The organism is Sinimarinibacterium flocculans, from assembly GCF_003201205.1.
GTDB classification, from domain to species: domain Bacteria; phylum Pseudomonadota; class Gammaproteobacteria; order Nevskiales; family Nevskiaceae; genus Solimonas; species Solimonas flocculans.
Map to the genome: position 1 here is coordinate 61,443 of NZ_QICN01000009.1, position 12,207 is coordinate 73,649.

At 70.2% G+C, this 12,207-nt stretch carries 12 protein-coding genes; all 12 read left to right on the forward strand.

All coding sequences use genetic code 11. From position 1 onward, the window contains the following. The first annotated feature begins 9 nt into the window (after positions 1-9). The 12 genes from C8D93_RS15235 (at position 10) to C8D93_RS15290 (ending at position 12,181) form a co-directional block, all read left to right on the forward strand. A complete protein-coding gene (locus tag C8D93_RS15235) occupies positions 10-921 on the forward strand; it encodes a NifU family protein (protein ID WP_211307375.1) in 912 nt (303 codons plus the stop codon). Further along, complete coding sequence (locus C8D93_RS15240) at positions 921-2,126, forward strand: NHL repeat-containing protein (protein WP_211307376.1); 1,206 nt, start codon at positions 921-923, stop codon at positions 2,124-2,126. Before C8D93_RS15235 ends, C8D93_RS15240 begins: the two co-directional genes overlap by 1 nt. Beyond that, positions 2,123-4,525, forward strand: coding sequence for a carbamoyltransferase HypF (hypF, locus tag C8D93_RS15245; RefSeq protein ID WP_211307377.1), 2,403 nt, complete (start codon positions 2,123-2,125; stop codon positions 4,523-4,525). Before C8D93_RS15240 ends, hypF begins: the two co-directional genes overlap by 4 nt. A 3-nt stretch (positions 4,526-4,528) precedes the next feature. Further along, a complete protein-coding gene (locus C8D93_RS15250) occupies positions 4,529-4,825 on the forward strand; it encodes a HypC/HybG/HupF family hydrogenase formation chaperone (protein WP_110266079.1) in 297 nt (98 codons plus the stop codon). After that, a complete protein-coding gene (locus C8D93_RS15255) occupies positions 4,822-5,517 on the forward strand; it encodes a D-sedoheptulose-7-phosphate isomerase (protein ID WP_110266080.1) in 696 nt (231 codons plus the stop codon). Before C8D93_RS15250 ends, C8D93_RS15255 begins: the two co-directional genes overlap by 4 nt. After that, positions 5,514-6,662, forward strand: a complete 1,149-nt coding sequence (gene hypD, locus C8D93_RS15260) for a hydrogenase formation protein HypD (protein WP_110266081.1) — start codon at positions 5,514-5,516, stop codon at positions 6,660-6,662. The genes C8D93_RS15255 and hypD overlap by 4 nt, the downstream gene beginning before the upstream one ends. Before the next feature lie 5 nt (positions 6,663-6,667). Continuing rightward, the gene (gene hypE, locus C8D93_RS15265) at positions 6,668-7,726 is read left to right on the forward strand and encodes a hydrogenase expression/formation protein HypE (protein ID WP_110266218.1); all 1,059 of its coding nucleotides are present in this window, start codon (positions 6,668-6,670) and stop codon (positions 7,724-7,726) included. Between the two features lie 18 nt (positions 7,727-7,744). After that, the gene (locus tag C8D93_RS15270) at positions 7,745-8,263 is read left to right on the forward strand and encodes a hypothetical protein (RefSeq protein ID WP_110266082.1); all 519 of its coding nucleotides are present in this window, start codon (positions 7,745-7,747) and stop codon (positions 8,261-8,263) included. Continuing rightward, the gene (gene hypA, locus C8D93_RS15275) at positions 8,256-8,597 is read left to right on the forward strand and encodes a hydrogenase maturation nickel metallochaperone HypA (protein ID WP_110266083.1); all 342 of its coding nucleotides are present in this window, start codon (positions 8,256-8,258) and stop codon (positions 8,595-8,597) included. The genes C8D93_RS15270 and hypA overlap by 8 nt, the downstream gene beginning before the upstream one ends. Before the next feature lie 26 nt (positions 8,598-8,623). Next, entirely contained in the window at positions 8,624-9,697 is a 1,074-nt protein-coding gene (hypB, locus tag C8D93_RS15280) for a hydrogenase nickel incorporation protein HypB (protein WP_245903927.1), read from the forward strand. 97 nt (positions 9,698-9,794) lie between these two features. Continuing rightward, complete coding sequence (locus C8D93_RS15285) at positions 9,795-11,162, forward strand: sensor histidine kinase (protein WP_110266085.1); 1,368 nt, start codon at positions 9,795-9,797, stop codon at positions 11,160-11,162. Between the two features lie 239 nt (positions 11,163-11,401). Further along, complete coding sequence (locus C8D93_RS15290; protein WP_110266086.1) at positions 11,402-12,181, forward strand: molybdenum-dependent transcriptional regulator ModE; 780 nt, start codon at positions 11,402-11,404, stop codon at positions 12,179-12,181. Positions 12,182-12,207: the final 26 nt, after the last annotated feature.

A 12,207-nucleotide genomic window follows, 5' to 3' on the forward strand; every position in this document is an offset into this window, starting at 1 on the left:
GGCCACCCCATGAACGCGATGCCGGACGCCAGCGTGCCGCCAGCCCCGGATGCAGCAGATGACCTTGATCGTCTGGTGCAGTCCATCGCCGCGGTCGAGAACCTCGTCGAGGCTTGGGACGAGCCGCAGCGCATGGGTGCGCAGGCGCTCAAGTCGGCGATCGAGGATCTGCACAAGGAAGCGCTGCGCCGGATGATCCGCGCGCTCAAGGGCGATCCGGCCGCGAACGCGCGGCTGCGCGAAGCGCTGTCCGATCCCGTCGTCTGGGGAGTGCTGCGTTTTCACGGCCTGGTGCGCGATCCGCTGGAAGAGCGCGTGCGGCGTGCGCTGGAAGACGTGCGGCCGTTCATGGAATCGCACGGCGGCGGTGTCGAACTGGTGGCGGTCAAGCCGCCGGACACGGTCGAACTGCGCCTGACCGGCTCCTGCCACGGCTGCCCGGCGTCGAGCACGACGCTGACGCAGGGAGTGGAGAAAGCCATCCGCGAGCATTGCCCGGAGATCCTGCACATCCATCAGGTGAGCCGCAGCGCGGAGGCCGCGAACGCATCTCCGGCTCGGGGCGAGGGCGGCAGCGTCCACTACATCAGTCCGTTCGCGCTGGGCGCCAAGGGCGGCTGGCAGGATGCCACGACGCTGGACCGCATTCCGGAGCGCGGCATCCTCGCCTGCGAGATCAAGGGGCGCGCGCTGCTGCTGTCGCGCCACGGCGACGCGGTGAGCTGCTTCGACAACCGCTGCGCGCACCTGGGCATGCCGCTGGACATGGGGGAGGTCGCCGACGGCGTCATCACCTGCGGCTACCACGGCTTCCGGTACCTGCTCGAAACCGGCGAATGCCTGACCGCGCCGGAAGTGCAGCTGCGGACCCATGCCGTGCGCGTGATCGGGCGACGCGTGCAGGTGAGGATCGAGGACTGATGAGCGCTACCGTGCTCCGGGTCGGCCTCACGCCCGCGCTGCACCGCGGCGCGCGGCCCTGCGGGCTGCCGGCGCTGGACCGGGCCGGGCCGCGCGTGCGCATCGGCGGCGCGGACGCGGCGGATGGTCTGGCCGCACCCGTGCGGCCGGGACCGGCGACGCTGTTCGGCCCGCGCGGCGCCTGCCTCGCCGGCGAGACCCTGTGGATCTGCGACACCGGCCATCACCGTCTGCTCGGATGGGCGCAGGCGCCCGCGCGCGACGACGCGCCTGCGGACTGGGTGATCGGCCAGCCGGATTTCGAGCACGAAGGCCGCAACGCGAAAGGCGCCGTCGGCGCCGCCACGCTCAACGTGCCGACCGGCATCGCCGCCTGTGGCGACGGCCTCGCGGTGGCGGATGCGTGGAACCATCGCGTGCTGGTCTGGCACCGGCGTCCGCAGGCGAGCCACGTGCCGGCCGACGTCGTGCTCGGGCAGGCGGATGCCGCGCAGGGCGAGAGCAATCGCGGCCAGCCGCAGCCGCGCGCCGACCGGCTGTTCTGGCCCTATGGCGTGCACTGGGACGGCGCGCATCTGTGGGTCGCCGACAGCGGCAACCGCCGCGTGCTGATGTGGCGCGGCCTGCCGTCGTCGCACGGCCAGCCCGCGGACCTCGTGCTGGGCCAGCGCGACTTCGACCGCCGCGATGAAAACGGCGGCGGCGAGCCCGACGCGCGCAGCATGCGCTGGCCGCACGCGATCGCGACCTGGAACGGCCGCGTCTGCGTCGCAGACGCCGGCAACAACCGCGTGATGGTCTGGAACGGCGTGCCGGCCGCGCACGGCGCCGCCTGCGATCACCTGCTGGGTCAGCGCAACGTGCGGGACGTGGATCACAACCAGTCGCTGTACTGGCCGTCCGCCGGCAGTCTCAACATGCCCTATGGCCTGTGTGCCGCGGGCGACTGGCTGCTCGCGGCGGACACCGCCAACTCGCGCATTCTCGCGTGGCACGTGGACGACCTTGGTATCGGTGCCGAGGCGAGGGCGCTCAGCGGCCAGTACGACTTCAACGCCAAGGGCGACAACCGCTGGCAGATGCCGGCGCACGACAGCCTGTGCTGGCCGTACGGCGTCACGCAGCAGGACGGTGTCGCCGTCGTCGCCGACTCCGGCAACAACCGCGTGCTGCTGTGGCCGGTCGCGCCGGAGTTGGTGCGATGAGCGCGGTGATGCAGCCCGTCGCGGCGCAGGCCGAGCGCATCCGCGTACAGGGTCTCGTGCAGGGCGTCGGCTTCCGGCCCACCGTCTGGCGGCTCGCGCGCCGCGAAGGTCTGCGCGGCTGGGTGCGCAACGACGGCGACGGCGTGGATCTCCACGTGCAGGGCGACGCGGCCGCCATCGAGCGTTTCGCACGTGCGCTGCGCGACGAGATGCCGGCGCTGGCGCGCATCGACCGCGTGATCCGCAGGCCCGCGGTGCCGGAGGATGCGGGTGATTTCCGCATCGTCGACAGCGAAGGCGGCGCCGCGCGTACCGGCGTGGTCCCGGACGCGGCCACCTGCACGGACTGCCGCGCGGAAATCTTCGATCCGTTCGCGCGCCGCTACCGCTATCCGTTCACCAACTGCACGCATTGCGGACCGCGCCTGAGCATCGTCGAGGCGATCCCCTACGACCGCGCGCACACGACGATGCGCGGCTTCGCGCTATGCGACGACTGCCGGGACGAATACACCTCGCCGCAGGACCGCCGCTTTCACGCGCAGCCGGTGGCGTGCCACGCCTGCGGTCCGCGCGCGCGCCTGCTGCGCACCGACGGCGCGGCGATGGCGGCGGACATGCTGACGATGCTCGACGACGTGGACGCCGCCTGCACGCTGCTGCAGCGGGGCGAGATCGTCGCGATCAAGGGCCTGGGCGGCTACCAGTTCGCCTGCGACGCGACGCGCGCCGATGCCGTGGCGCGCCTGCGCGACCGCAAGCGGCGGCCGCGCAAGCCCTTCGCCCTGATGGCGCGCGATCTCGACGTGATCCGCCGCCACTGCGCCGTGAGCGACGACGAGGCCGCGCTGCTGGCGAGCCCGGCGGCGCCGGTCGTGCTGCTGGTGGCGGACGGCGCGCGCCGCGTCGACGACGGCGTTGCGCCCGGCCTGCGCACGCTCGGCTTCATGCTGCCGAACACGCCACTGCATCACCTGATGCTCAGGCGCATGGACCGGCCCATCGTGCTCACCAGCGGCAACCTCGCCGACGAGCCGCAATGCATCGACGACGCCGAGGTCGGCGCGCGGCTCGGCCGCATCGCGGACTACGTGCTGACGCACGACCGGCCGATCGCGCGGCGCGTGGACGATTCCGTCGCGCGCATCGTCGACGGCGTGCCGCGCCTGCTGCGCCGTGCGCGCGGCTATGCCCCGGCGCCGCTGCGGCTGCCGGCCGGGTTCGAGCGTGCGCCCGCCGTGCTCGCCTATGGCGGCGAACTGAAGAACACCTTCTGCCTGTTGCGTGCCGGCGAGGCGATCGTTTCGCATCACGTCGGCGATCTCGACAACCCGCGCACGCAGGAGGATTACCGGCGCGCGCTCGCCGACTACGAGCAGCTGTTCGAGCATCGTGCCGAGTGGCTGGCGGTGGACCTGCATCCGGACTACCGCTCGTCCAGGCTGGGTCGCGAACAGGCGGCGGCACGGGGCCTGCCGCTGGCGACGGTGCAGCATCACCACGCGCACGTCGCCGCCTGCCTCGCCGACAACGAGGTGGCGCTGGCCGCGCCGCCGGTGCTCGGCATCGCGCTCGACGGCCTCGGCTACGGCGACGACGATGCGCTGTGGGGCGGGGAGTTCCTGCTCGCGGACTACCGCGCCGCGCGTCGTCTCGGCACCTTCAAGCCGGTGGCGCTGATCGGCGGCGACCGCGCGATGCGCGAGCCCTGGCGCAACACCTATGCACACCTGATGGCGGAGATGGGCTGGGCGCGCTTCGCGAACGACTACGCGGAACTGGAACTGCATCGCTTCCTCGCCGCGCAGTCGCGCGCGCTCATCGACGGCATGCTCGCGTCCGGCACGCAGGCGCCGCCGGCCAGTTCCTGCGGCCGGCTGTTCGACGCGGTGGCCGGCGCCGCCGGCATCTGCCGCGAACGGACGCAGTACGAAGGGCAGGCGGCCATCGAGTTCGAGGCGCTGGCCGATGCCGGCACGCTGGCCGATGCGGACGACACGCTCGCGTATCCGTTCGCGGTCCCGCGCCTGAAGAGCGGGCTGCCGTACATCGAGCCGCTGGCGATGTGGCAGGCCCTGCTCGGCGACCTGATCCTCGGTACTCCGGTACCGGTGATCTCGGCGCGCTTCCACAAGGGACTGGCGAAGGTGATCGTCGCGATGGTGCGTCAGCTCTGCGCCGATGGTGCGCCGGCAGGCGGCGTGCGCCGCGTGGCGCTGTCCGGCGGCGTGTTCCAGAACCGCGTGCTGCACGAACAGGTGGCTGCGCGCCTGCGCGCGGCGGGTTTCGATGTCCTGGCCCATCGGCAGGTGCCCGCCAACGATGGCGGTCTGTCGCTGGGCCAGGCCGTGATCGCGGCGGCGCGCGCGCTGTCCGCAGCAGAACGACGAGGAGAGTGAATCATGTGCCTGGGTATTCCCGGACGGATCGTCGAGGTCACCGATGCGGCGCAGCGCCGCGCGGTGGTGGATGTCGGCGGCGTGCGGCGGGCCATCAGCATCGCGTTCATCGTCGATGACGCACACCCGCCGGAATCCTGCGTGGGCGACTGGGTGCTCGTGCACGTCGGCTTCGCGATGAGCCGCATCGACGAGGACGAGGCCCGGCGCACGCTGGAACTGCTGGAGCAGATCGGCGAGGCGCAGGCGGAGATCGACGCGATGCGCGGGTCCGCGGCCAGCTACGGCACGCCGTCATGAGCGGCAGCACCTCGGCGCTGCAAGGGCTTTATCCGTTCCTGCACGGGGCGCGTCAGGACGCCGGCAGGCTCGACGCCGCGCTGCTGGAGTCGATCCGCCAGAAGTGCGACGACAGCCTCGAAACCAAGCGCCGCTTCTTCGCCGCGCAGGGCGGGCGCATCGTCGCCGCCGCGCGTGCGATCGCCGATGTCTATCGCGGCGGCGGCCGCCTGCTGTGCATGGGCAACGGCGGATCGAGCTGCGATGCCGCGCACGTCGCCGTCGAGTTCCAGCATCCGGTCACGGCCGGCCGGCCGGCGCTGCCGGCGATCAACCTCATCACCGATACCGCGATGATGACGGCCGTCGGCAACGACGTCGGCTTCGAGCACATCTTCGCCCGGCAGGTCATCGCGCACGGACGCCGCGGCGATGGCCTGATCGGCATTTCCACCAGCGGCAATTCGGACAACCTGCTCACGGCCTTCGCGCGCGCCAGGGCGATGGGGCTGGTCACCATCGGCCTGGCCGGTCACGACGGCGGGCGCATGGCGACCTGCGGCGACGTCGATCACTGCCTCGTCGTGGACAGCGACAGCGTGCATCGCGTGCAGGAAACGCACGTGGCGCTCTACCACATCCTCTGGGACCTGGTGCATACCCTGCTCGCCGACGATCGCGGCGGACTCAAGAACATGGAGACACCCGCATGAAACATGTGGACGAGTATCGCGATCCGGCGCGGGCGAAGGAGATCGCCCGCGAGATCGCGCAACTGGCCGAACGCATCGGCCGCACGCCGGAGCGGCCGCTGTTGATCATGGAAGTCTGCGGCGGCCACACGCATTCGATCTTCCGCTACGGCATCCAGCAGCTGCTGCCGGAGTCCGTGCAGTTCGTGCACGGGCCGGGCTGTCCGGTCTGCGTGCTGCCGATGGGGCGCGTGGACGACTGCGTGGCGCTGGCCGAGCGGCGGGACGTGATCTTCACGACCTTCGGCGACGCGATGCGCGTGCCCGGCTCGAAGAAGAGCCTGCTCAAGGCCAAGGCCGACGGCGCCGACGTGCGCATGGTCTACTCGCCGCTGGACGCGCTGCAGCTCGCACGCGACAACCCGGACCGCGAGGTCGTGTTCTTCGGTCTCGGCTTCGAGACGACGATGCCGAGCACGGCGATGACCGTGATGCAGGCGAAGGCCGAGGGGCTGCGCAACTTCTCGCTGTTCTGCAATCACATCACCATCATCCCGACGGTGAAGGCGATCCTCGATTCGCCGGGCATGGAACTCGACGGCTTCCTCGGCCCGGGCCACGTCAGCATGGTCATCGGGCAGGCCCCCTACGAATTCATCGCGCATCACTACGGCAGGCCGCTGGTCGTCGCCGGCTTCGAGCCGCTGGACGTGCTGCAGTCGGTGTACATGGTGCTCAGGCAGATCGCCGAGGGCCGCAGCGAAATCGAGAACCAGTACGGCCGCATCGTGCCGCGCGACGGCAATGCGCAGGCGCTGCGCGCGATCCAGGAGGTGTTCGAGCTGCGCGAGTTCTTCGAATGGCGCGGACTGGGTTCGATCGACCATTCCGGCGTACGCATCCGCGCGGAGTACGCGGATTTCGACGCGGAGCGCAAGTTCCCGATCCCCAACCTCAAGATCGCCGATCCCAAGGCCTGCCAGTGCGGCGAGGTGCTCAAGGGCGCGATCCGTCCGCGCGACTGCAAGGTCTTCGGCACGGCCTGCACGCCGGAAATGCCGCTGGGTTCGCTGATGGTCTCCAGCGAGGGCGCCTGCGCGGCCTACTATCAGTACGCGCGCTTCGAGACGCGCGCATCGCACGACACCGCGGAGGCGGGGGCATGAACGACATGTCCGCGCCATTCCCGCCGCGCCGCGCGCGCATCAACGACGTCACGATCAACCTCACGCACGGTGCCGGCGGCAAGGCGATGCGCGACCTGATCCAGGATGTCTTCGTCGGCGCCTTCGGCCAGCCGGACGCGGCGGCGATGGAAGACCAGGCGCGCGTGCCGCTGTCGGCACTGGCGCGGCACGGCGACCGCCTCGCGTTCACCACCGACACCTACGTGGTCGATCCGCTGTTCTTTCCCGGCGGCGACATCGGCACGCTCGCGGTGGCCGGCACGGTCAACGACCTCGCCGTCAGCGGCGCGCGGCCGCTGTACCTGTCCTGCGGCGTGGTCCTGGAAGAGGGGCTGCCGGTGGAGACATTGCGCCGCGTCGCCGAGAGCATGCGGCGCACCGCCGAGGCCGCGGGCGTGCGCATCGTCACCGGCGATACCAAGGTCGTCGAGCGCGGTTCCGCCGACAAGCTGTTCATCAACACCGCCGGTATCGGCGTGATCCCGGCCGGCATCGAGATCTCCTCTGCGCGCGCTCGACCCGGCGACGCGGTGATCGTCAGCGGCCATCTCGGCGACCACGGCGCCGCGATCCTGATTGCACGCAAGCAGCTTGCGCTGGAGGCCGACATTCCCAGCGACTGCCGGCCCCTCAATGGTTTGATCGACGCGATGCTCGCCGCCTGCCCGGACATCCGCTGCCTGCGCGACGCGACGCGCGGCGGTGTCGCCACGGTGCTCAACGAGTTCGCTCAGGATTCCGGTGTCGCGATCCGCATCCGCGAGGAAACCCTGCCGCTGCGAGAGACGGTCAAGGGCGCCTGCGAGATCCTCGGGCTGGACCCGCTGTATCTCGCCAACGAGGGCAAGCTGGTCGCCGTCGTGCCGGCCGATGCGGCGGAGCGCGTGATCGAGGCGATGCGCGCGCATCCCGATGGCCGCGACGCGGCGGTGGTCGGGTGCATCGCCGAAAGACCGCGCGGCGCGGTGATCCTGGAAACGGGATTCGGCGGCGAACGCATCGTCGACATGCTGGTGGGCGAACAGCTGCCCCGTATCTGCTGATCTGTCGAGGAAAGACCCATGCCCGCATCCATCCTGATCCGCGATCACGGCCGTCTGATCGAACTGCATTACGCGAGCCTGCTCGAGTACCACGGCGACGGCGCGCTGGCCGGCGCGGCGATCGGCTTCCAGGCGATGGCCTGTGCCGCCGCGCGGCTGTCCGGCGCGCGCCGCGTCTGGGACCGTCGCGACCTGCACGTCGTCTCCTGGCACCACGGGCCGGGTGTGCGCGATGCGATCGAGTTCGTGACGCGCGCGGTCACGCGCAACCGCTACACGCAGCACGCGGACGGCGGCAGTTGCGCGCGGCTGGACGCCTTCCGTTTCCTGGTGCGCGAGCGTGCGCTGGAGGTGTCGGTCGCGCTGCGCCCCGGTGTCGTATCGGAGGAATTCTTCGCGCTGGCGAGCCTGCCGCAGCGCGATGCCGCGCAGGAGATCGCGCTGGTGCGGCTCAAGGCGGAGGTGGCCGAGCGCGTGATCACGAGCCCGGCCGAGCGCCTGTTCGACGTCCACATGGAAGCTGCCGTCCATGCATGAACTCGGCATCACCCGCAGCGTCGTTTCCATCGTCAGCGAACAGGCGAAGGGCGCGAAGGTGCTGCGGGTGACGCTGGAGATCGGCAAGCTGGCGGCCATCCTGCCGGATGCGGTGCGGTTCTGTTTCGACGTCTGCGCGCAGGGCACCTCGCTGGAGGGCGCGGCGCTGGAGATCATCGAGACGCCGGGCCGGGCGCGCTGTCGCGGCTGCGGCGCGGAGACCGCCCTGGAGCAGCCCTACGGGCGTTGTGCGGCCTGCGGCAGCGCGGAGCTGGAGCTGCTGGCGGGCGAGGAGCTGAAGATCAAGGAAATGGAGGTGGCGCCATGTGCGTAGTCTGCGGATGTTCCGACAATGCCAAAGTGACCTACAGCGGGATGCGCGCCGCGCACGATCACGATCCTCACCCGCATCCCCATGTCCATGCGCATGATCACGGACACAGTCATGGACACGACCATGACCATGACCACGATCATGAGCACGGGCACGATGCGGCGCACCCGCACGATCACGGGCATCCGCACAGTCACCCGCATACGCACGACCACGAACATGAGCACGGCGCGGAGCACGACGGACCCGGCCACGGCCATACGCACGACCGGCCGCACCGGCACCCGCATCGCCACGAGCACGATCACGATCATCCGCACGACCATGGGCACGATCACGATCATGGCGACGGCGAGCACCCCCATGCCCGCGATGCCGCGACCCTGCACGCGTGGCGGCACGGCGGTACCGTCGCGCTGGAGCAGGAGATCCTCTCCAAGAACCAGCTCATCGCCGAGCGCAATCGCGGCTGGCTGGAGGGGCGGGGGATTCTTGCGCTGAACCTCGTCAGCTCGCCGGGATCGGGCAAGACCACGCTGCTGGAGCGCACGATCCGCGATCTCGGCGGCGATCCGGTGGTCAGCGTCATCGAGGGCGACCAGGCCACGGTGAACGATGCCGAGCGCATTCGCGCGACCGGCTGCGATGCGGTGCAGATCAACACCGGCACCGGCTGTCATCTCGAGGCGGACATGCTGGCCCAGGGCCTGCGCCGGCTCGATCCGCCGCCGCACTCCGTCGTCATGATCGAGAACGTCGGCAACCTCGTGTGCCCCGCGCTGTTCGACCTGGGTGAGCACGCCAAGGTGGTGATCCTCTCCGTCACCGAGGGCGAGGACAAGCCGGCCAAGTACCCGCACATGTTCCGCGCCGCGTCGGTGATGCTGCTCAACAAGATCGACCTGCTGCCGCACCTGCGCTTCGACGTGGCGCGCTGCATCGCCTGCGCGCGCGAAGTGAATCCGGGCATCCACGTGATGCAGGTCTCCGCATACAGCGGCGAGGGGCTTCAGGAGTGGTACGCGTGGCTGCGGGACCGCCTCGGCAGCCGGCCGCTTGCGCCACCCCTGACGCGGCCGTCGGTGCCAGCTGCCTTGTAACGGCGAGGCGGGGCGCTTCATCGAAGCGGCCACCGATCTTTCCAAGTTGATCGTGGCCGGATCAATAATAGGGGCGCCTCCACCCCGGTTTCACGTGATGCCGCGTCGCCAGAAGGAACCCGTCACCAGCCTGTTCAGCAGCGTCGCCGGCGGCAGTCAGCCCGAGGTGGCGGAGTTCAGCGAAAGCGCATGGATCGACGTCGTCCGCAAGATGGACGAGGTCTACGCGGACCTGATCCGCTACGAGGCTGACCTTGAAAGCAAGAACCACGCGCTGGAGGGCGCGCACCGCTTCATCTCCAGCGTGCTGTCGTCGATGTTCGACGTGCTCATCGTCTGCGACGCGCAGGGCCGCATCCAGCAGGCGAACCGCGCCGTCACCGAACTGGTGGGCAGCTCCGAGGACGCACTGCGCGGCCGCCTGCTGCACACCCTGTTCATCGACGACAACCATGAACTGCTCGACACGCTGCTCGGCCGCGCGCGCAACGAGGTCGTCAAGGACGTGGAACTGACGCTGGCCGGCCGCGACGGTCCGGCGCCGGTGGCGGTCAACTGCACGCCGCGCCGGGACCGCCGCGAGCGCTTCATCGGCATGGTGCTGATCGGCAGGCCGGTCGGCGAACTGCGCCGCGCCTACGACGCGCTCAACGATGCGCACCTCGAACTCAAGCGTACGCAACAGCAACTGGTGCACTCCGAGAAGCTGGCGACGGTGGGCCGCCTCGTGGCCGGTGTCGCGCACGAGCTGAACAACCCGATCAGCTTCGTCTATTCCAACGTGCATACGCTGCGCAAGTATGCCGAGCGCATCCGCTGCTACCTCGCAGCGGTGGACGTGCGCGAGGCCGATACGGAGCTGGCCGAGCTGCGCCGCAGCCTGCAGCTGGACCGCACGCTGGAAGACCTGGACCCGCTGATTGCCGGCACGCTCGAAGGCGCCGAGCGCGTGCGTGACATCGTCAACGACCTGCGCCGATACACCGCGAGCCAGCGCGGCGATCCGGTGCCGGTGGCGCTGGCCACGACGCTGGACAGTGCGGCGCACTGGATCCAGCAGGGCGCGACGCGGCCGGTGGAGATCGCGGTGGATGTCGATGCCGCGCTGCTGGCATGGGGACACGAGGGTTCGTTGCACCAGGTCATGGTGAACCTGATGCAGAACGCGATCGACGCAATGGAGGGCGTCGACAGGCCTCTGCTGTGGATCACCGCGGGCCGCGACGGCGATCTTGTCTGGCTGCGCTTCAGCGACAACGGCGGCGGCATTCCGCCGGATGACCTGACGCGCATCTTCGATCCGTTCTTCACGACCAAGCCGATCGGCAAGGGTACCGGCCTGGGGCTGTCGATCAGCGAGGCGATCGTCCGCGATCACGGCGGCAGCCTCACCGCCGCCAACGGTGATCGCGGCGGCGCCGAGTTCACCGTCGTGCTGCCGCGGGCGCCGGACGCGACCCTATGAGAAAAGTGGGCGAGGGCGCGCCGACCACCGCTTCGGTCCGGGTACGCACTCGTTCTGGGATTTCATGCTGCGTGAGGGCGAGGGGCTGCTGCCGAAACTCTCGCTCAGATCGGTGTGCTGAGCGGCGGTGCGCCTATAATGCGCCGTCCGGGATGCGTCTTGGGGATCAGGAGGTCTGTTGATGAACCCGCTTTTCCGGCAGCGCCGTGCGGTGGCTGCGGACCGTCCGGCCTGAGGCGATGGACGCGGACCTGCTCTCGCAGCTTGCCGGCGGCAAACAGCGCCGCCTCGAACTGTTGCAGGCGATTGCGGCCAGCGGTTCGATCACGCACGCGGCCAAGGCCGTGGGCCTCAGCTACAAGGGGGCATGGAGCACGGTCGAGACGATGAACAACCTCGCTGGCGAACCACTCGTGCACCGCGTCGCCGGCGGACGCGGCGGCGGCGGCACGCGGCTGACGACGCGCGGACAGGAACTGCTCGATCTGTACGAACGCCTTCAGACCGAGCGCCGCAGCCTTGTCGCGCGCATCGAACGCGAACGGCGTGGCGCGAGCCGCGATCTGCCGGTGCTCGGTCGGCTGGCGATGCTGAGCAGCGCGCGCAACCAGCTCGCCGGCCGCGTGACACACATCAAGACCGGTGCCGTCAACGACGAGGTCGATCTGGAGATCGGCGGTGACAACCGCATCCGCGCGACGATCACCCGCGAGAGCACGCGCACGCTGCGCCTGCAGGCCGGCACACCGATCACGGCGCTGATCAAGGCGCCGTGGATCATGCTCGCGGCGGGCACGCCGGCACCGCTGGCCTGCTCCGCCGACAACCAGCTGCACGGCCGCGTGCGCCGCGTTGCCCGCGGCGCGGTGAACGCCGAGGTCGTGCTCGAACTCGCCGGCGGCCAGACACTGGCCGCGATCGTCACCAACGCCAGCGTCGACGCCCTGGGCCTGCGCCGCTCCGCACCGGCGATCGCGCTGTTCAGCGCCGCCAGCGTCATCCTCGTGCGCCTCGACTGAAACCCTTTGCCCCCGTCAGAGGGGAT

Bases quoted from the DNA above. Each gene is read 5' to 3' on its own strand.
- C8D93_RS15235 (WP_211307375.1), top strand. From the start codon at position 10: ATGAACGCGATGCCGGACGCCAGCGTGCCGCCAGCCCCGGATGCAGCA.
- C8D93_RS15240 (WP_211307376.1), top strand. From the start codon at position 921: ATGAGCGCTACCGTGCTCCGGGTCGGCCTCACGCCCGCGCTGCACCGC.
- hypF (WP_211307377.1), top strand. From the start codon at position 2,123: ATGAGCGCGGTGATGCAGCCCGTCGCGGCGCAGGCCGAGCGCATCCGC.
- C8D93_RS15250 (WP_110266079.1), top strand. From the start codon at position 4,529: ATGTGCCTGGGTATTCCCGGACGGATCGTCGAGGTCACCGATGCGGCG.
- C8D93_RS15255 (WP_110266080.1), top strand. From the start codon at position 4,822: ATGAGCGGCAGCACCTCGGCGCTGCAAGGGCTTTATCCGTTCCTGCAC.
- hypD (WP_110266081.1), top strand. From the start codon at position 5,514: ATGAAACATGTGGACGAGTATCGCGATCCGGCGCGGGCGAAGGAGATC.
- hypE (WP_110266218.1), top strand. From the start codon at position 6,668: ATGTCCGCGCCATTCCCGCCGCGCCGCGCGCGCATCAACGACGTCACG.
- C8D93_RS15270 (WP_110266082.1), top strand. From the start codon at position 7,745: ATGCCCGCATCCATCCTGATCCGCGATCACGGCCGTCTGATCGAACTG.
- hypA (WP_110266083.1), top strand. From the start codon at position 8,256: ATGCATGAACTCGGCATCACCCGCAGCGTCGTTTCCATCGTCAGCGAA.
- C8D93_RS15285 (WP_110266085.1), top strand. From the start codon at position 9,795: ATGCCGCGTCGCCAGAAGGAACCCGTCACCAGCCTGTTCAGCAGCGTC.
- C8D93_RS15290 (WP_110266086.1), top strand. From the start codon at position 11,402: ATGGACGCGGACCTGCTCTCGCAGCTTGCCGGCGGCAAACAGCGCCGC.